General features: G+C 70.8%; 17 protein-coding genes. 4 read left to right on the top strand and 13 right to left on the bottom strand.

Going from position 1 to position 19000, the window contains the following annotated elements; all coding sequences use genetic code 11:
* The 4 genes from ACSHV8_RS28480 to ACSHV8_RS28465 form a co-directional block, all read right to left on the bottom strand.
* The gene (locus tag ACSHV8_RS28480) at window positions 1–348 is read right to left on the bottom strand and encodes a PDGLE domain-containing protein (protein WP_436520475.1); all 348 of its coding nucleotides are present in this window, start codon (window positions 346–348) and stop codon (window positions 1–3) included.
* Entirely contained in the window at window positions 345–1049 is a 705-nt protein-coding gene (locus ACSHV8_RS28475; RefSeq protein WP_436520473.1) for an energy-coupling factor ABC transporter permease, read from the bottom strand. Before ACSHV8_RS28475 ends, ACSHV8_RS28480 begins: the two co-directional genes overlap by 4 nt.
* A gap of 781 nt (window positions 1050–1830) precedes the next feature.
* Window positions 1831–2787, bottom strand: coding sequence for an Acg family FMN-binding oxidoreductase (locus ACSHV8_RS28470; RefSeq protein ID WP_436520471.1), 957 nt, complete (start codon window positions 2785–2787; stop codon window positions 1831–1833).
* Between the two features lie 52 nt (window positions 2788–2839).
* The gene (locus ACSHV8_RS28465) at window positions 2840–4453 is read right to left on the bottom strand and encodes a GAF domain-containing protein (protein ID WP_436536936.1); all 1614 of its coding nucleotides are present in this window, start codon (window positions 4451–4453) and stop codon (window positions 2840–2842) included.
* A gap of 162 nt (window positions 4454–4615) precedes the next feature.
* Between ACSHV8_RS28465 and ACSHV8_RS28460 the strand changes: the two genes are divergently transcribed.
* Window positions 4616–5251: a response regulator gene (locus ACSHV8_RS28460; RefSeq protein ID WP_436520469.1), complete on the top strand. Its 636-nt coding sequence runs from the start codon at window positions 4616–4618 to the stop codon at window positions 5249–5251.
* Between the two features lie 116 nt (window positions 5252–5367).
* Here the strand turns inward: ACSHV8_RS28460 and ACSHV8_RS28455 are convergent, their stop codons facing one another.
* Window positions 5368–7323: an ATP-binding protein gene (locus ACSHV8_RS28455; protein ID WP_436520467.1), complete on the bottom strand. Its 1956-nt coding sequence runs from the start codon at window positions 7321–7323 to the stop codon at window positions 5368–5370.
* Between the two features lie 127 nt (window positions 7324–7450).
* On the opposite strand from ACSHV8_RS28455, the gene ACSHV8_RS28450 reads away from it, so the two are divergent.
* Window positions 7451–7852, top strand: a complete 402-nt coding sequence (locus ACSHV8_RS28450; protein WP_436520465.1) for an ATP-binding protein — start codon at window positions 7451–7453, stop codon at window positions 7850–7852.
* Complete coding sequence (locus ACSHV8_RS28445) at window positions 7849–8151, top strand: STAS domain-containing protein (RefSeq protein ID WP_436520463.1); 303 nt, start codon at window positions 7849–7851, stop codon at window positions 8149–8151. Before ACSHV8_RS28450 ends, ACSHV8_RS28445 begins: the two co-directional genes overlap by 4 nt.
* 208 nt (window positions 8152–8359) lie before the next feature.
* Here ACSHV8_RS28445 and ACSHV8_RS28440 read toward each other — a convergent pair whose 3' ends face one another.
* Both ACSHV8_RS28440 and ACSHV8_RS28435 read right to left on the bottom strand, forming a co-directional pair.
* Window positions 8360–9964, bottom strand: a complete 1605-nt coding sequence (locus tag ACSHV8_RS28440) for a methyl-accepting chemotaxis protein (RefSeq protein WP_436520461.1) — start codon at window positions 9962–9964, stop codon at window positions 8360–8362.
* A gap of 4 nt (window positions 9965–9968) precedes the next feature.
* Entirely contained in the window at window positions 9969–11189 is a 1221-nt protein-coding gene (locus ACSHV8_RS28435; RefSeq protein WP_436520459.1) for a sensor histidine kinase, read from the bottom strand.
* Window positions 11190–11314: 125 nt separating this feature from the next.
* Here ACSHV8_RS28435 and ACSHV8_RS28430 point away from each other — a divergent pair, with 125 nt between their 5' ends.
* Window positions 11315–12517: a response regulator gene (locus tag ACSHV8_RS28430; RefSeq protein ID WP_436520457.1), complete on the top strand. Its 1203-nt coding sequence runs from the start codon at window positions 11315–11317 to the stop codon at window positions 12515–12517.
* Here ACSHV8_RS28430 and ACSHV8_RS28425 read toward each other — a convergent pair.
* From ACSHV8_RS28425 to ACSHV8_RS28400, 6 genes are read right to left on the bottom strand one after another with little or no spacing between them, the layout of a single operon-like run.
* Window positions 12508–12882, bottom strand: coding sequence for an Hpt domain-containing protein (locus tag ACSHV8_RS28425; protein ID WP_436520455.1), 375 nt, complete (start codon window positions 12880–12882; stop codon window positions 12508–12510). The genes ACSHV8_RS28430 and ACSHV8_RS28425 overlap by 10 nt on opposite strands.
* Before the next feature lie 54 nt (window positions 12883–12936).
* A complete protein-coding gene (rhaI, locus tag ACSHV8_RS28420) occupies window positions 12937–14172 on the bottom strand; it encodes an L-rhamnose isomerase (RefSeq protein WP_436520453.1) in 1236 nt (411 codons plus the stop codon).
* Window positions 14169–15242 (bottom strand): ABC transporter permease, encoded by a 1074-nt coding sequence (locus ACSHV8_RS28415; RefSeq protein ID WP_436520451.1) that lies wholly within the window; start codon window positions 15240–15242, stop codon window positions 14169–14171. Before ACSHV8_RS28415 ends, rhaI begins: the two co-directional genes overlap by 4 nt.
* The gene (locus ACSHV8_RS28410) at window positions 15239–16210 is read right to left on the bottom strand and encodes an ABC transporter permease (protein WP_436520449.1); all 972 of its coding nucleotides are present in this window, start codon (window positions 16208–16210) and stop codon (window positions 15239–15241) included. Before ACSHV8_RS28410 ends, ACSHV8_RS28415 begins: the two co-directional genes overlap by 4 nt.
* Window positions 16207–17706, bottom strand: a complete 1500-nt coding sequence (locus ACSHV8_RS28405; protein WP_436520447.1) for a sugar ABC transporter ATP-binding protein — start codon at window positions 17704–17706, stop codon at window positions 16207–16209. The genes ACSHV8_RS28410 and ACSHV8_RS28405 overlap by 4 nt, the downstream gene beginning before the upstream one ends.
* Window positions 17706–18734 carry an autoinducer 2 ABC transporter substrate-binding protein gene (locus tag ACSHV8_RS28400; protein WP_436520445.1) on the bottom strand — a complete coding sequence of 343 codons (1029 nt, stop codon included), beginning with the start codon at window positions 18732–18734 and terminating at the stop codon, window positions 17706–17708. The genes ACSHV8_RS28405 and ACSHV8_RS28400 overlap by 1 nt, the downstream gene beginning before the upstream one ends.
* Window positions 18735–19000: the final 266 nt, after the last annotated feature.

The raw sequence follows: 19000 nt of genomic DNA, 5'->3' as shown, positions 1-19000 counted from the left end.
TCAGGCGGCCTTCTGGTCGCGGCGGCGGACCAGCCAGAAACCGCCCGCGCCGATACCGAAAGTGATCAGCACCCCGGCGGCCCCGGCCAGGCCGGTCGACAGAGCCGGATCGTCGATGCCGCGAATGCCGTAGTCGGCCAGCGGGCTGTCCTTCATCTGATGCCCCTGCTCCTGCCGGGCCATGCAGGTGCCGCCGGTGATCTCCCCGGCCGCGTCGAACGTGCAACCCTCGCGGGCCGTGGCGTCCAGACCGTCCGGACTGGACGACGCGAAGTTGCTGACCACCCCGGCGAGCAGCAGCGCCACGAGCAGGCCGCCGGCGAGGAACCATCCGAGCTTCTTGGTCATGCCGCGGTCTCCAGCGTCGTCGGGGCCACGACCGGCTTGCGGAACCGGCGCAGCGCGTAGACCAGATCCGGCCGCACCCGGGCCACCGTCGCGACGGTGGTCGCGGCGATCAGACCCTCGCCGACACCGATCAGGACGTGGGTGCCGGCCATCGTGCCGGAGATCCACGGGAGGGACAGGTCGGTGGTGCCGCCCAGCGCGTACTCCAGCACGAAGCCCTGCGAGGCGACCACGACCGACACGATCGAGGCGACGAGCGCGGTCGCGCCGAGCCCGCCGGGCGTCTTCGGCAGCAGCCGCAACAGGCCCGCGACCAGCAGATATCCGGCGGCCGTGCCGATGATCGCCATGTTGGTGATGTTCAGCCCGATCGCGGTCAGACCGCCGTCGGCGAAGAGCAGGCACTGCACGATCAGGACGGTCGAGACACACAGCGCGCCGACCCACGGCCCGACCAGGATGACGGCCAGAGTGCCGCCCAGCAGGTGCCCGGAGACGCCCGGCAGCACCTGGAAGTTCAACATCTGCACCGCGAAGATGAACGCGGCGACCAGACCGGCCATCGGCGCCAGTCGATCGTCCAGGTCGGCCCGCGCCTTCCAGACGCAGACCGCCAGCACCGCCACCGCGAACACCACGAAGATCGCGGAGACCGGCCCGTTCACAATCCCGTTGGCGATGTGCATCGCTTGCGCATCCATGGCGCCTCCCCTTCGCGGGGCCGGACTTCCCCGCCGGGTCAGCCTATAAGCCAAAGGTAGCTGTTGCACATCCTTGGCAACTGGAACGAGTGATGAACGTGATCACGATCAAAATCAACGTCAAGATCTTGATGTCCCCTCTTCGCTGTGGTCCGGACCGTCGCTCCCGCGGGGACCCTTCCGGGCCTCGCAGGGCGCTGGCGCGCCCAGAACGCGAGACCCTCCAGGGCGACGTGGCCGGGTGGTCACGGTCAGAGCAACACCCCCGTCCAAGCCCGAAACCGATCACCCAACCCCCACCCCCCAACACCGCAACCCACCACCCAACCCTTCCCGACCCCGCAACCCTTCCCCGACCCCGCAACCCTTCGCGTGGTCGCAGCCCTTCCCGAGGCCGCGGCCCTTCGCGAGGCCGCGGCCCTTCGCGAGGCCGCTGCCCCAAACGGCCCGGCCGCGGCTCGCTCGCGTCGGCTGGTGCTCACGGCTGTAAAACCGGCCGGAAGCAGCCCTCAGCACCAGCCGACGACCGCGACGCGCGCTGCGGGCCGGGCTTTCGCGAGGTCGCGGCCCCGAGGGGCCTGGGCGCGGCTTGCTCGTGTCGGCTGGTGCTCACGGCTGTAAAACCGGCCGGGAACAGCCCTCAGTGCCAGCTGGCGAGCGTGACCCGCGCGGCGGGCTGGGCTTTCGCGTGGTCGCGAGGGGTGCGGGCGCGGCTTGGTTGTGTCGGCTGGTGCTGAGGGCTGGGTGGGGCCGGCGGTGGTGGGCTGGTGGGGGTTGGGGGTTAGGGGGTCAGGGCTTCGGGGAGGGGGCGGCGGGGGGAGTGGCGGCCGGGGTGGCCGTAGCCGATGCGGAGGGCCAGCTGGGGGAAGCCGGTCCGGCCCAGGGAGCGGCGCAGCTGGTCGCGGGCGGGTGGGACCTCGATCGGCTGGGAGATCATCGAGCAGGCCAGGCCGGCGTCGGTGATCGTCAGCAGGACACGCTGCAGGGCCTGGCCGGCCTGCACCTGGTCGAGCCGGCGGTCGCCGGTCGTGCCGAGGATGCCGACCAGGGGCTCCGGCTCGTAGTCGCGGCCGGGCGGGCGGCGGCGGTCGGTGAACGAGCGCTGCGGGATCAGGTCCTGTGGTTCGCCGATCGCGGCCCCGGCGTAGGCCGGCATGCCGTCCGGGGCGTCCTCGGTGTCCGTCCAGGTGACGAGTTCGGCCTGGTAGCGGCCGTCGCGGCGGAGGACCCGGTCGGCGCTGTGGGCGATCTCCGAGAAGCCGGTCAGCGCGGTCATGCCGACGAGCAGGTCCAGCCACGCGTTCTCGGCGCGGGCCGCCTCGATCAGCCGGACCCGGGCGTCGGCGGGCACCGGGTCGGGCCAGAACGGCTGCCGGTTGCTGTGCCGGCGGGCGACGGCGGCGTGCAGGTCGCGCTCGGCGTACGTCGGCGGCCGTTTTCTTCCCGGCGTCAGCCGGGCGATCAGGTCGGGCTCGTCCGGATCCGGGAGCAGGGCCACCTCGGCCGGGGTGCCCGCCCAGGCCAGGGCCAGACGGGCGTTGAAAGTGGCCGCGCCGAGGGCGAGTCGCAGTGCCCAGCCGCCGCGGTCGGCGACGGTCAGCCGGCGGCGCGGATCGGCCAGCACCTCGACCGCGCCGGCCCGCAGCCGGAACATCCACGGCTGGGTGTTGTGCATCGAGGGCGCCCGGATGCCGGCCGCCGCCGCGCGCCGCAGGTCTGACTCGTCGTAGCCGTTCACACCCTCCACGGTGCCTCGCGCGAACGGCCCCGGGCAGGGCCGAAAGTCCCGCTCAGGAAGTCAGCGGGACTCGCCAGGTGAGGACGGTGCCGCCGTCCGGGGCCGGGCCGATCTCGAAGGCGCCGCCCAGGTCCGAGGCGCGCTCGCTCATGTTGACGACGCCGCCGCGGGCGAGCGCCGGGTCGATGCCGATGCCGTCGTCGCGTACCTGAAGATGTAGTTGACCGTCGGTGACCCGGACCGAGACCCGGGCCGCGGTCGCCCGCGCGTGGCGGGCCACGTTGGCCAGGGCCTCGCGGAGGACGGCCATCAGCTCGGGGACCACGTCGTCCGGGACCGCGCTGTCGACCGGGCCGGACGTCTCCAGCTCGGGCCGGAAACCGAGCGCGGCCTCGGCCGCGGCGACCGCCTCCCGCAGCTCACCGCGCAGCGACGGGCCGACCGGGGCGCGCAGCTCGAAGATCGACCGGCGGATGTCGCGGATCGTCGCGTCCAGGTCGTCGACCGCGTCGTTGATGCGTTTCGCCGCCTCCGGCCGCATGCCCGGGCCGACCGCGCCCTGCAGGTGCATGCCGGTCGCGAAGAGCCGCTGGATGACCACGTCGTGCAGGTCCCGGGCGATCCGCTCGCGGTCCTCGAGGACGGCCAGCAGCTCGCGTTCCTCCTGGGCGCGGGCGCGTTCCAGCGCCAGCGCGGCCTGCCCGGCGAACGTGGAGAGCAGCACCGCGTCGTCGGCGCCGAGCGCGGCCTGTGCCGGGGACTGCGAGACGATCAGGACACCGCGCTCGACCCCGGTCAGCGGCGCCGCCAGGGCCGGACCGGCCGGAACCGGGCCCGGCCACTCGGCCGCGGCGCGCAGGTCGTCGACCAGGCGGTGACGTTCGGCGCCGAAGTCACGGACCACCGGGCTGTCGGCCGCGATGATCTGACCGGCCAGGCCGGCGTCCTCCGGGTCGGCCACCTCGATGCGGTAGCGCGCGTTCTCCTCCTCGTGCAGCAGCACCAGGACCTGCTCGGCGCCGGCGACCTCGCGGGCCCGGCGGGCGATCAGCCGCAACGCCTCGGTGCGGTGCACGGTGCCGAGCAGCACGCCGGTGATCTCGGCGGCCGCGGCCAGCCAGCGCTCCCGCCGCTGGGCCAGCTCGTACAGCCGGGCGTTGTCGATCGCCACCCCGGCCGCGGCGGCCAGCGCGACCACGATCTCCTCGTCGTCGTCGCTGAACTCGGCCGCGCCCTGCTTCTCGGCCAGGTAGAGGTTGCCGAAGACGTGATCGCGGGTGCGGACCGGGACACCGAGGAAGCTGTGCATCGGCGGATGGTTCGGCGGGAAACCGTACGAATGCGGGTGTCGGCGAATGTCCGGAAGCCGGACCGGCTGCGGATCGGTGATCAGCAGGCCGAGCACGCCGCGGCCGTGCGGCAGATCCCCGATGGCGGCGTGCGCGACCGGGTCGATGCCGTGCGTGATGAAATCGGACAGGCTCGACAGGTCCGGCCCGAGGACGCCGAGCGCACCGTACCGTGCGCCGCCCAGGGCGCACGCCGCCTCGACGATCCGCTGCAGGGTGCTGCGCAGGTCCAGGTCGGTGCCGATGCCGACGACCGCGTCGAGCAGGGCGCGCAGACGCTCCCGGCTGTTCACCACGTCGCCGACCCGGTCCAGCATCTCCTGCAGCAGCTCGTCGAGCCGGACCCGGGACAGCGGACTCAGACCCAGCGACGGCGTTGATCCTTCGGCCACGGCCCCGAGGCTAACCGGTGCGCGTCCCGTCCCACCCGGGACCTATGGCCCTGTGTGACCGGGCCGGGCGGAGGTTAGAAAGGAGACATGATCCGAGTCTTTCTCCTCGACGACCACGAGGTCGTACGGCGTGGCCTGATCGACCTGCTGCAGGCGGGCGGCGACATCGAGGTGGTCGGCGAGTCCGGCTCCGCCCGCGAGGCGGCGGCCCGCATCCCGGCGCTCAAACCGGACGTGGCCGTCCTCGACGCGCGGCTGCCCGACGGCAACGGCATCGACGTGTGCCGGGACGTGCGCGCCGTCGACTCGACGATCAAAGGGCTGATCCTGACGTCGTACGAGGACGACGAGGCCCTGTTCGCGGCGATCATGGCCGGCGCGTCGGGCTACGTGCTCAAGCAGATCCGCGGCACCGACCTGGTCGACGCGGTCCGCCGGGTCGCCGCCGGCCAGTCCCTCCTCGACCCGGCGGTCACCCAGCGCGTCCTGGAACGCATCCGCAACGGCGTGGAACAGCCGCGCGAACTGGCCGGGCTCACCGACCAGGAGCGGCGCATCCTGGAGTTCGTCGCCGAGGGTCTGACCAACCGGGAGATCGCCGGCCGCATGTTCCTGGCCGAGAAGACGGTCAAGAACTACGTGTCGTCCCTGCTGGCCAAGCTGGGCCTGGAACGCCGCACCCAGGCCGCCGTCCTGGCCACCAAATTGCTGGGCCACGGCTGATCCGCCCACGGGCGACGACGGCGGGGATGCCGTTCCGGTCGGCCGGTGTGGGCGACGGCACGTAGCCGGTCACCGTGTGGGGCGCGGGGCGCCTTTCCCGTACGTCATGGGGGTGATCATCCCATCGGGGCGGCGACCGTGGCGGACAGGGGGAGGCGGACGGTGGCGGTGGTGCCGCCGGTGTCGCCGGCGGTGAGGGTGATCGTGCCGCGGTGCAGTTCGACGATGGCGCGGGACAGGGCCAGGCCCAGGCCGGCGCCGGGGATGCCGCTGTGGCGGGCGTTGGTGGCGCGGTAGAGGCGGGCGAACAGGCGGTTGCGTTCCCCTTCGGGAATGCCCATGCCGGCGTCGGTCACGGTGAGTACGGCGGCGTCCTCGTCCGAGGTCAGGGTGACGGTGACCGTGGTGCCGGCCGGGCTGTATTTGACCGCGTTGCCGATCAGGTTCTCGGCGACCTGGCGCAGCCGGGTCTGGTCGCCGGCGATCTCCAGCCGGTCGGGCAGGCCGGTGCGGATGCGGCCGCTCGGTTCGCCGGAGTCGGCGATGACGGTGGCGACGGCGGACTGCAGCAGCGCCGACAGGTCGACCGTGCCCGGGGTCAGGCCGGCGTGCCCGGATTCCAGGGCGGACAGGTCGAGCAGCCGTTCGACCAGGGTGCGCAGCCGGGCGTTGTTGCGTTCGATGACCGCGAGCAGGTCGCGGACCTCGCCGATGGTGGTCTCGTCGCCGGACTCGGCGATCAGGTCGGTGTACGTGGCGATCGACGTCAGCGGGGTGCGCAGCTCGTGCCCGACCAGCGCGATGTACTCGCCGATGCTGGCGGCCAGCTGGTTCTGCAACTCGTCCGACCGTCGCCGCTCCAGGTAGGCCCCGAACAGTCCGGCGATGCCGGTGAGCAGCACGGCGAGGGCCGGTTCGGGGTCCTGCCGTTCCGGGGTGAAGAAGGTGAGCACACCGACGACCTGTTCGGCGCTGAGGACCGGGACCGCGCCGGCCGCCCGGTATCCGGTCGCGCGGACCAGTGGCAGTACCGGCGAGCCGGGGGCGTGGACGTCGGGCACCCAGAGCAGTTCGCCGGTGGCCCAGCAGCGGCCGGCCAGCCCCTGGCCGCGGTTCAGGCTGGGCGGGAACGGGATGTCCTCGGCGTCGGGGGTGGTGTGCGTGACCTCGGGCCGCAGGCGTTCGGTCACTTCATCGACGAGCCAGAGGCGGAGGTACGGCCAGTCCAGGCACGCCGACACGATGCGCAGCACGGACTTGCCGGCCTCCTGGACGTCCCGTGCGTGCACGAGCGTCTGGAGGACTTCGGCCTTGCACTTCTCGTACTGGATCTGGTGGTGGTCCGCGGTCACGTCGTGGACGGCGGCGACGGCGCCGAGCAGGGTTCCGGTGGCGTCCCGGACCGGGCGGGCGTTGATCGCGAGCCAGCGCGGCCGGTGTTCGCGGTCGGACGCCCGTACGTCGGCATGATGCACCTCATGACCGCGCAGCGCCTGGTCGAGCGGCAGTTCGTCGGGGGCGAGCAGCGTGCCGTCGTGGTGGCGCAGCTGGAAGCGTTCCGGCCAGTCGCGGATCGGCACGGTCGCGCTCTCGTCGCCGAAGAAGTCCCGGATCGCGGTGTTGACGAAGACCGGGCGGCCCTGCCGGTCGCAGGCGATGGCGCCGGTGTCCAGGCTCTGCATCAGTTCGGCCAGGAACGGGGCGTCCGGCGGCAACGGCAGGCATTGGCGCAGGGTTTCGGTGAGGCCGCGGACGCTGAACGGTTTCGACACGACGGCGGTGGCGCCCGCCTCGGTCAGCAACGTGTCGCCGGGCGGCAGGTAGCCGGTGATCAGGACGACCGGTACGTCGGCGGTGGCCGGTTCGGCGCGCAGCGCGCGGCACATCCGGACGCCGTCCAGGTGCGGCATGTCGACGTCGGCGATGATCAGGTCGTACCGGTCGGCCAGGGCGGCGGCGAGCCCGGCCCGGCCGTCGTCGGCGACCGTGGCCACGTGACCCAGCCGGCGGACGATCTCGGCGAGAACCGCCTGATGTTCCGGGTTGTCCTCGACGACCAGCACCGCTGCCATGGCCGTACTTTAGAGGCACAAAAAGCCCGAAAAGGTAGAAAGCGACAATAAGCGCCCTCAGGTTTCGCGACCGGGCCCGCGGGGGTACTGTCCGCCCGCATATCGGCGACTCCTGAGGTTTTGTTGCATGAGTGCTCTGACCGCTCACCTGGACGTTCCCCTGCACCACGGCGCGCCCGGCGCGGCCCGCCGTGCGGTGGTGGCCGTCCTCGGAGGCTGGGGATTCCGCGACCCCGACTGGCTCGACGCGGCCGCCGTGGTGGTCAGCGAACTGGTCACCAACGCGGTCCGGCACGGCGGCGGCTGCGTCGCCCTGCACCTGGAGGCCCACGATCACCGGGTGGTGGTCGCGGTCGCCGACGGCTCGACGGTGGTGCCCCGCCGCCGCGACCCGGATGACGTCGGCGGGCGGGGGATCGCGCTGATCGAGGCGCTGGCCGAGACCTGGACCGTGCACAACCACGAGGGCGGCAAACAGGTACGGGTGGCGCTGCTGCCCTGCCCCGGCATCGAGAGCGGTGCGGAGTGAGGGTCGTTCGTTACGACGGGCCCGGGGTGGTCCGGCTGGCCCTGCACGGCGAGCTCGACCTGGCCACGGCCGGGCTGCTCGACGAGCACGTGGGCGGGGCGTTGAGCGGGCGGGTGCCGGGGCGGCTGATCCTGGACGTGGCCGGGCTGACGTTCTGCGACTCGGCCGGGATCGACGCGCTCATCGGGGCCCGGGCCCGGGCGCTGGCCCTCGGCGCGATCTTCCAGGTGGTCGGGGCGCGCGGGATCGTCCGGCGCTCGATGGCCGCGACCGGCGTCCTCCCGCTGCTCGCCGGCTGACGCGGCCGCGGCCTGGAGTGGGCCGCGACGATGACGGCGGCGCGGGAGCGGCCTGGAGTGGGTCGCGACGATGACGGCAGCGCGGCCGCGGCCTGGAGTGGGCCGGGCGCCGCGGGCCGCGGCGATGACGGCGGCGCGGGAGCGGCCCGGAGCGGGCCGGGCGTCGCGGACCGACCTCCGGGGACCGTTCCGCTCCGTCCGTACAAAATCAGATCTGGAATCTTCGGACGGCGGAGCGCAACTGTTCGGCCAGGGTCTCCACGTCCTGCGCGGTCCGCGCCGCCTGCCCGGCCGCCGCCCGGCTCGCGGCCGTGCTGGTGGCCACGCTGGCGATGTTCCCGGCGATGTCGGACGCCCCGGTCGCCGCCTCGGTCACGCCGCGGTTCATCTCGGCCGTGGTCGCGCTCTGCTCCTCGACCGCGGACGCGATGGTGGTCTGGTAGTCGCTGATCTGCTCGATGATCCGGCTGATCTCGTCGATGGCGGTGACCGCCTGGCCGGTGTCGCTCTGGATGGCGGCGATCTGCTGGGAGATCTGCTCGGTGGCCCGCGCGGTCTCCTGGGCCAGGTCCTTGACCTCGCTGGCGACGACGGCGAAGCCCTTGCCGGATTCGCCGGCCCGGGCGGCCTCGATGGTCGCGTTCAGGGCGAGCAGGTTGGTCTGGGCGGCGATCGTGGTGATCACGTCGATGACGTCGCCGATCTGTGCCGACGAGTCGCCCAGCCGGTTGATGGTGGCGCTGGTGGCGCGGGCGGCGGCGACCGCGTCGGTGGCGACCTGGGCGGCGTCGCCCGCGTTCTTGGAGATCTCGCTGATCGCCGAGCCCATCTCCTCGGTGCCGGCGGCGACCACGTGCACGCTGCCGGAGACCCCGGATGCGCTCTCGGCGGCCAGTCCGGCCTGCTGGTCGGCCTCGGCGACGGCGCTGTCGATCTCGTGGCTGACCCGGCGCATGGTCTCGGACGCGTCCTGCAGCTGGTCGCCGCTGCGGACGATCTCGACGACGGTGGCCCGGACCCCGGTGATGGCGTCGTCGACGGCCCGGCCCATGGTGGCGATCTCGTCGCTGCCGGAGGTGTCGGCCCGGACCGTGAGGTCGCCGCCGGCCATCGCCTGCAGGGTCCGGACCAGGCGTCCGACCGGGCGGGTCATGCTGCGGGTGACGACGACGGTGAGCAGCACGGCGGCGACCACGGCGAGCGCGAACGCGATGATCAGCCAGTTCCGGGCGGTGCCGGCCTGTTTCTGGGCGGTGGTGGAGGCCTGCTCGGCGCGGGCGGTGACCGACGAGACCAGCTTTTCGGTGCCCTCGACGATCACGTAGTACAGGTCGTAACCGGGGCCGAGGAGGATCTTGTTGCCGCCGGCGATGTCCTTCTTGCCGTAGGCGGCCACGATCTGCAGGTCGGCCGCGAAATACTGGTCCCAGGTCGTCACCAGCGTGTCGAAGATCTTCTTCTCGTCGGCCGTCATCGACCCGGTGTCGGTGGCCGCGAGCAGGGCGAGCAGCTTCGCCTTGTCGCCGAGGAAACCGGCCCGGTTGTCGGTCTTCGGGTTCACCGCGGTCACCGGGTCCAGGCGGTACGTGTCCCAGGCGTAGGCGATCTGCCACCCGGAGATGTCCCCGTCGTAGTACTTCTGCTCGTCCACCTGGTGCAGCAGCCGCTGCAGCGACTGGACCTCGGCCGCGGAGTCGGACTGCCGGTTGAGCCCGATCACACCGATCGCGACGGCCACCCCGAGCATCACCAGCACCACGGCGTAGGCCACCGACAGGCGGCCCCCGAGCCGCAGACGCCGCAATATGCCCATAGGGTCAGGAGATCACGGTCATCCTCGCGGTGGTGCCCTTTCCGGATCCGTCGGACATTACGGTCAGCTCGCCGTCGTGCGCCCGCAGGATTCGCTGGGCGATGCTCAGCCCCAGGCCGACGCCGGGAACTGCCTGCTCGCGGGCGAACCGGCCGCGGTAGAAGCGCTCGATCACGTGCGGCAGCTCGTCGGCCGGGATGCCGGCACCGTGGTCGACCACGTCCAGGCCGTTCTCCGACACCCGGATCCGGACGGCCGACCCGGACGGGCTGAACAGGACCGCGTTGCGGACCAGGTGCTCGGCGGCCTGGCTGAGCCGGGTGAAGTCGCCCGGCACCGGGAACGGCCCGCCGTCGCCGGCGATCTCCAGCCGTAGTGCCACCTCGCGCTGGGTCGCCTGCGCCCGGCACGCCGCCATCGCCGCCTCGGCGACCGTGACCAGGTCGGTCTGGGCGCGCAGCAGCGGCAGGGGAGTGCCGGCCGGCCGTGTCCCGGCGAGCAGGTGGTCGACCATGCGCACGAGACGTTCGCCGTTGCGCTGGATCGGCTCGATCATCTTCCGGTACGGGGCCAGCTCCTCGTTGTCCACGAGCAGTTCCAGATAGCCCTGGATGGTGGTGACCGGCGTCCGCAGCTCGTGCGAGACGGTGGCGACGAAGTCCTCCTCGCGGCTGATCGCCCGGGACAGTTCGTCGCCGACCTCGGCCAGCAGCATCCGGTTGCGGATCGCCGAGAGGTGCCCGGTGGCCTGCCCGGCCATCGTGTGCAGTAGGTCCAGCTGCCGGTCGCCGGCCTCGCGGGGCCGGTCGTCGAGCACACACATGGTGCCGAGCAGGAAGCCGTCCTCGTCGACCAGGGGCACGCCGGCGTAGAACCGGATGTTCGGCACGCCCATCACGTTCTCCCAGGTCCGGTAGACCGGGTGGGTGAGCGCGTCCTTGACGATCAGCGGCACCCGCCGGTCGACCACGACCCCGCAGAACGAGGTGTTCAGCGGGCCGCCGCCCGAGGGCATGCCGGTGCTGCCGGCGAACCACTGACGGTCCGGGCCGACGAGCGTGACCGTGGACATGGAAGTCTCGAACACCGAACTGGCCAGCCGCGTCAGCTCGTCGAGGACGATAGGACGCGGCGCGTCGAGCAGCTGATAGCTCTGCACCGCGGCCACGCGGGCCTCATCACCGACTGCGCTCATCTGCATCCGTTTCTTCCTGGCGGTGGACACGTGAGGAAACTTCGACGCCTGCACGGTCCGGTTGAGGAGTTCCGGTCGCGTAATTACCCCGTTACTGAACGCTTATGACTCGCCACGTGGCGTCGATGTTGGCGGCACCAGGTGAAGGGGGACCCATGCGGACCGAGCTGTACAAGTCGGCCAACGCCGACGACAAGAAACCCGTCGTGCTCGTCGTCGACGACGAGGAGACCGTGCTCGACACGCTCTCGCTGCAGCTCGGCCGGGAATACCGAGTGCTCACGGCCGTCGACGGGGCCAAGGCCCTGGAGGTGCTGGCCGAACTGGGCACCGCCGCCGCGGTGATCAGTGACATGCGGATGCCCGGCATGAACGGCATCGAACTGCTGCGCCGCGTCCAGATGGAGTACCCGGCCATCACCCGCGTGCTGCACACCGGCTACGGCGACATGGCCACCGCGGTCGCGGCCATCAACTCCGGCGGCGTCTACCGCTACCTGCCCAAGCCGGCCGACACCGAGGCGCTGCGCAACGCCATCCGCGAGTCGGTGGCCAAGCACGACGAGGCCATGGCCGACCGCGAACTGCTCGACCGCACGCTGCGGACCAGCGTGAAAGCGCTGTTCGGGGTCCTCGAACTGTCCAACCCGCCCGCCTACCAGCGGGCCGGCCGGATCAGCACCCTGGTCGGCGAACTCTGCCACATCCTGCAGCTCGACGGCCTGTGGGAGATCGAGGTCGCGGCCATGGCCTCCCAGCTCGGCGCGGTCACCGTCTCGGCCACCACCTGGCAGAAGCTGGAACGCGGCATGCCGCTGGGCGAGGACGAGCAGGCCGCCGTCGACAACATGCCCCGGGTCGCGACCCGGCTGCTCGGCGACATCCCGATGATGGAGGAGGTCCTGGCCATCGTCAGCGGCCTGACCGGGCGGCCCGGCCCGGTCGAGGGACGCTCGGCGCTGGCCGAGGACGCCATCGCGGTGCTGCGCACGGCCATCGCCTACGAGGCCATGGAGTCCCGCGGCATCAACGCGGTCAACGCGATCACCGCCATCGAGGAGCGCGAGGACCACTACCCGCACGTGATCGCCGCGCTGCGCCGGCTCAAGGGTGTGCGGGCGCTCAAGGACACCGTCAAGAGCGTCCGGGTGACCGAGCTCGAGGTCGGCATGCGCCTGGTCGAGGACGTGGTGGCGACCAACGGCCTGGTCCTGATCGGCAAGGAGACGGTGATCACCGAGCTGATGCTGGACCGGCTGACCAACTTCGCCCGCGCGGTCGAACTGGTGGAGGAGGTGCTGGCCGCGGTCCCCTACAAGGCCAGTTACAAGCCGACCGCGTTCGCCAATCACCGCTGATCGTACTGCTCGGCCAGCGTCGACACGGCGGTCAGCGCGGCCGCGGCCTCGGCGCGGATCTCCTCGGCCACGTCGGGGACCTTCCCGGCGCGCGCTTGGTCCTCCAGGGCCGCGCACAGGGCGGCGAGCGCCGTCGCGCCGATGTTGGCGGCCGACCCCTTGAGCGCGTGCGCCTGATCCCGGACGATGCCGGGATCCTTGTCCGGGAAGCCGTCGAGCAGCCGTTCGACGGCTTCCGGCGTCTTGGCCACGAACGACCGCAGCAACCGCCCGACCAGGGCCAGCTCGGCCGGCGTGGGATCCGGGTCGGTGATGATCGCGATCCGGGCCCGCACCCCGGCCAGCCGCTGGTCCTCCTCCGGCATGCGTCCATCTTGCGGCAAGAATTCCGATCAAAGACGCCTTTCCCGTACGTCGGGTCAGGCGCCCCAACCGGCCTGTGTTCCGCCGACACGTTCGGCGGTGACCGTCGCGGCGTATCCGGACGCCTTGAACGCCCTGACCGGGTCCCGCGGGAGCCCCCTCGACTCCCGCCGGTCGGCCAGGGCCCCTCGCACGTCGGTCTCGTACGCCGCCATCAGGATCTCGTTGGCCCCGAGCACGTCCCCCTCGCGCTGCGCCGCCAGGAGCGCGTCCTGGTCGATGAGCAGCGCTTTGGCCAGGGCCTGCTCGACGTTGAGGACCGACCGGATCTGCCCGGGGATCTTCTCCTCGATGTTGTGGCACTGGTCGAGCATGAAGTTGACCTCGGACGACGGAAGGTGCGCATCCACCGCGACGATCTCCGACATGATCCGGAACAGCTGGAACGGGTCGGCCGCCCCGACGATCAGATCGTCGTCGGCGTAGAAGCGCGAGTTGAAGTCGAACGCCCCGAGCCGCCCCTGCCGCAGCAGCTGCATGACGATGAACTCGATGTTGGTCCCCGGCGCGTGGTGCCCGGTGTCCAGCACGACCGTCGCCTTCTCGCCCAGGGCCAGGCAGTGCAGCAGCGACGTACCCCAGTCGGGGATGTCCATGCTGTAGAAGTACGGCTCGAAGAACTTGTACTCGAGCAGGATCCGATGGTCGTCGCCGAGCCCGTCGTAGATCCGGCGCAGCGACTCGGCCAGCCGGTCCTGCCGCCCGCGCAGCGAGTCCTGACCGGGATAGTTCAGCCCGTCGGGCAGCCAGATCTTCAGGTCGGTCGATCCGGTCTCGTGCATGATCTCGATGCACCGCAGGTGGTGCCCGACCGCCTTGTCGCGGACCGCCGCGTCCGGGTGGCAGAGCGAGCCCAGCTTGTAGTCGTCCTCCTGGAACAGGTTCGAGTTGATCGCGCCGAGCTTCACGCCCAGCTTCTCGGCGTGCTCGCGCAGTCCGGACCAGTCGTCGACGACGTCCCACGGGACGTGCAGGGAGACCCGCGGGGCGAGCCCGGTGAGCCGGTGCACCTGCGCGGCGTCGGAGATCTTCTCGTACGGGTCCCGCGGCACGCCGGGCTGGGAGAACACCTTGAACCTGGTGCCCGAGTTCCCGTACGCCCAGCTCGGGACCTCGACGGTGAAGCCGTCCAACCCGTCCAGGTGCTGAGCCCGCGTTGTCATGCCCTCCTGGCCCTCGCCTGCGACGTCGCTGCCGGGTGCGGGTGGCTGCCGCTCGGTGCGGTCGGTCATGACGGTGTACCTCCGTAGCGTCGGTTCGTGAGTCCGTTCAGCAACGCGGCGAAAACAAGCACGGTGCCGAGCGCGAGCAGCTGGTATTGGGAGCCCTCGTTGCCGATGAAGGCGAGCAGGATCCCGGCGTTGAGCCAGACGATGAGCAGGGTGGCGAGCACGACGCCGGCGACGCGTCCGATGCCGCCAGTGATGGCGACGCCGCCGAGCACGGCGATGGTGATCGCGGGCAGTGCCATGCCGTTGCCGGAGACCCCTGCGTCCGGGCGGGCCGAGGCGAATTGGCCGACCGTCACCACAGCGACAAGACCGGAGATCAAACCCGCGTAGACGTACGCCTTCAAGCGCGTGTCGCGGACCGGGAGGCCGGCCCAGCGTCCGGCGACATCGTTGGTGCCGATCGCATACAGCCGCCGCCCGTAAGCCGTGCGAGTCAGCAAAAGCCACACCGCAACGACCGTGGGCAGCAGAAACGTGAAGATTCCGAGGGGCACGTTCGGGATGTACTGCCCGAACAGTGGTAGTTCGACGGATTTGGTGATCGAGTACAAATCCTGGACCGGTTTGGTGCTGATCGGGGACTGGTTGTTGATGACGATGGCGATCGACTTGTAGGCGTAGAAGGTGGCCAGGGTCGCGATCAGTGCGGGGAATCCGACGTAGGAGACGAGGAACCCGTTCACGGCGCCGAGCAGGGCACCGAACACCGCGGTCAGGATGATGGCCGCCCAGAGGGGCCAGCCCCACTCGCCGTACGCGAAGCCGAAGATCATCCCGGCCAGGGAGACGATCGCACCCACGGAGAGATCGATGCCGCCCCGACCGGAAAGGATCACCAGCAACTCGGCCAGCCCGAGCATGGCCAGGGGCACGGCGTTGATCAGCGACGCCGACATGTAGTCGAAGTCGTAGGAGGCGGTGAGATACCCGCCGGCGTCCTGGATGAAGAACGTGACCACGACCGCGACGATCAGCACCGCGAGCAGCGCGATCCGCTGCGTGAGCAGAACCCGGACCGCCCGGGCACCGAAACTTTCCGTGGTCCGCGCCGGAGCGACGGCGGCGGTCATCGATTCCTCCTCGCGCGGGTCCGCAGCAGGTCGGCGCCGACCGCCACGATGATGAACACGCCCACGAACAGGTCGGACAGCTGCGACCGCCAGCCCAGCTGGGTCACGCCGGACGCCACCGACTGCACGAGCAGCGCGCCGAGCAGCGTCCCGAGCACCGAACCGCGCCCGCCCATGATCGACGTGCCGCCGATGACGACGGCCGCGATCACCGCGAGCTCCTTGCCCGAGCCGACCGACTGATCCAGCGTGGACGTGCCCTGGGCGATCACGAAACAGGAGGCAAGACCGACGAGCAAACCCGTGATCACGTACGCGATGAGCACTCGTCTCTGCACGCGGACGCCCGCGAGCCGGGCCGCCACCGCGTCCCCGCCGATGGCGAAGAAATGCCGCCCGCCGGCCGTGTGCCGCAGGTACCACCAGGCCAGCCCGGTGATCAGCAGCGTGATCAGGAACGCGTGCGGAACGCCGAGCGTGCGCCCGGCCGTCCCGCGCCCGAAGAACGCCAGGGTGCCGGGGATCCCGTTGACCGTCCCCGACCCGAAGATCCGCAGGCCGGCGAACATGAACAGGTTGGCCGTGCCGAACGTGATGATGATGGCGTGCACGCGCCCGTACGCGATGAGCACGCCGTTGACCAGGCCGAGCAGCCCACCCGCGGCGACCGCCAGCAGCACCGCCAGGCCCAGGCTCACCCCGTCGCCGACCAGCGCCTTCGCGGTCAGCACCGAACACACCATGATCGCGCCGCCGACCGAGACGTCGATCCCGCCCGTGATGATCACGATGGTCATGCCGACGCCGACCAGCGCGATCGGCGCGGTCGCGACCAGCAGCGGCTGGATCGAGCCGGCGGTCATGAACGCCGGGGTGCTGATCGCCAGCGCCACCCAGAGCGCCGCGATCACCCCGACGAGGACGCCCTCCTGACCGGTCACCGGCGGCGGCAGGACACGCTGCTTCATTCGTCCCCTCCCGCGGCCGCGGCCAGCAGGTCCACCTGACTCGCGTCCGGGCCGAACGACGCCGTCGTCGTGCCGCCCCGGACCACCTGGATCCGGTCGGCGATCCGCAACGCCTCCGGCAGATCCGAGGTCACGACCAGGACCGCCGTCCCGCTCTCGGCCAGCTCGGTGATGATCCGGTGGATCTCCTCCTTGGCGCCGACATCGACCCCCTGGGTCGGCTCGGCCAGGATCAGCACCTCCGGCCGCTCGACCAGCTGCCGGGCCAGGACCACCTTCTGCGCGTTGCCGCCGGACATCGCGCTGATCGGCTGCCGCTCGCTCGGCGTCTTCACCGACAGCCGCCGGATCAGGTCGAGCGCGACGCTCCTCTCCCGGCCACGATCGAGGAACGTCCCGAACCGGGACAGCAGCGGCAGGTGCCCGGCCGAGATGTTGAACGCGATCGACTGGAAGCCGAACATCCCCTCGGCCTTACGGTTGGCCGGCAGCAGGGCGATCCCCAGCTTCTGGGCGTCCCGGGGCGAGCGCGGACTCGCCGCCCGGCCGTGAACCCGCAGGTCACCGGCGGTGGCCCGATCGATGCCGTAGACGCAGGCGGCGATCTCCGAGACACCCGAGCCGACCAGTCCGTAGAGGGCGACGATCTCACCCTTGCGGACGGTCACGTCCACGTCGTGGAACCGGCCGGCCCGGCCGAAACCGCTCAACTCCAGGATCGGCGGGCCGTCGGGGACCGTCCGGTGCGGACGTTCGTCGGAGAGGATGCCGCCGACCATGAGCTCGGCGATCCTGCGGACGGTGAGGTCGCTGATGCCGTACGTGCCAATTGTCTTTCCGTCTCTCATCACCGTGACCTCGTCGGCGATCCGGAAGAGCTCGTCGAGCCGGTGCGAGATGTAGATGACCGCGACGCCTTCCGCGGTCAACCGGCGGACGACGTCGAAGAGCACCTCGATCTCGGCGTCGGTCAGGATCGCCGACGGCTCGTCCAGGATCAGCACACGCGCCTCGGCGGCCAGGGCCTTGGCGATCGAGACCTGCTGCTGCTCGGCCACCGACAGCGTGCCGACCGTGGCCGTGGCGTAGCGGGCCGGGAGACCGAGCCGCTCCAGCAGCTCGACCACCCTGGCGTTCTGCCCGGCCCAGTCGACCCGACCGGCCCTCTTGAGCTCACGGCCGAGGAAGATGTTCTCCGCGACCGTGAGCTCGCCGAACAGCTGCGGCTCCTGGTAGACCGTGGCGATCCCGAGGGCGATCGCGTCGGTCGTGCCGGCGATCCGCACCGGTTCGCCGTCGAACTCGATCGTGCCCGTGTCGGCGGTCTCCGCCCCGGCCACAATCTTGATCATTGTCGACTTCCCGGCGCCGTTCTCGCCGACCAGCGCGTGGACCTGTCCTGCTCTGACGGTCAGGTCGGCTCGGTGAATCGCCCGCACCGCGCCGAACCGTTTCGCTATACCGGCCAGGCGGAGCCGGGGAGTCTCCTCGGTCATCAGTAGTTGAACTGGTCGACGTTCTGGTCGGTGATCGCCAGCGCCGGGCCGAGCAGCAGCATCTTGCTCGTCGCGTCGTAGGTGACCGCGCTCAGCTTGTCACTGACGTTGTTGGTCGCCTGGAACTGCTTGCCCTCGGCGATCTGAGCACCGGCCCACGCGGTCAGATAACCCAGGTTCTGCACGTCCCACAGGATCGCGGCGGTCGACGACTTGTCGGTCAGGTACGGCTTCATCGACTGCGGCGTACCCAGACCGACCGTGAAGACCTTGCCGATCTTGCCGGCATCCTTCACCGCCTGCGCGACACCCGGCGCCGACGACGTGCACTCACCGACCAGACCGGTCAGATCCGGGTGCGCGTTCATCAGGTCGGTCGCCATCTGCGTGGCCTTCGCCTGATCCTCACCGGCGTAGACGACATCGACGATCTGCGCGTCCGGGTACTTCTCCTTGGTGTACGCCTGCTGGACCTTGATCCAGGAGTTCAGGTTCTCCGCGGTCTGGCCGCACGAGACGATCGCGTACTTACCCTTGCCACCCATGGCCTTGAGCAGGGAATCCGTCAAACCCTGGCCGATGCCCTCAGCCGTGGCCTGATTGACGAACACCTCCCGCACGCTGCTCGGCGCGTCCGTGTCGGCGGTGGCGACGTGGATACCGGCGTCCTTGGCCTGCTGCAGCAGCGGAGCCATCGAATCCGGGTCGTTGGGCGCGACGATCAGCGTGTCGACCTTCTGCTGAATGTACGAGCGCACGATGTCGGCCTGCGCCGCCGCGTCGGCCTGCGTCGGGCCCTGGTACAGCCACTCGACGTTGCCCAGCGCGGCCGCCGCGGCCTTACCGCCCGCGTTCATCGCCTCGAAATACGGAACACCCTGCAACTTCGGAACAAACGCGATCTTGTACGTCTTCGCGCCGCCCGTGCTGCCGGACGAGGTGTCGTTGTCGTTCTTCTTCGTACAACCGGAGACCGCCAGAGCGGCGGTGGTGGTGATCGCAACAACAAGGGCCAGCCGAGAACGCATCTATGCCTCCAGCGACTTGAAACGTTCTATCTAAGGTGTGACCCACGTTACGGTCGGGTTATGACCCGGTCAATACTCGGGCCTTCGCGTGATGAGACGTTTCATTGCGAGCGGACGGGCGGCAGTCCGTGGGCTGCCGCCCGCCCGCGATCCTTCACGGCGCCGAGGCGCCCGGCCGTCGTCCGCCGGCGATCACTGCCATCCCTTGAGCGCCGCGATCAATGTCGCGAGTGCGGCCGCGACCTCAACGGTCGTGATCACGGTGG

Origin of the sequence: Actinoplanes sp. HUAS TT8, from assembly GCF_051380535.1 — a bacterium.
Taxonomy (GTDB): domain Bacteria; phylum Actinomycetota; class Actinomycetes; order Mycobacteriales; family Micromonosporaceae; genus Actinoplanes.
The sequence above is the reverse complement of the archived record's forward strand: the minus strand, read 5'-3'. Positions and strand labels throughout refer to the sequence as shown.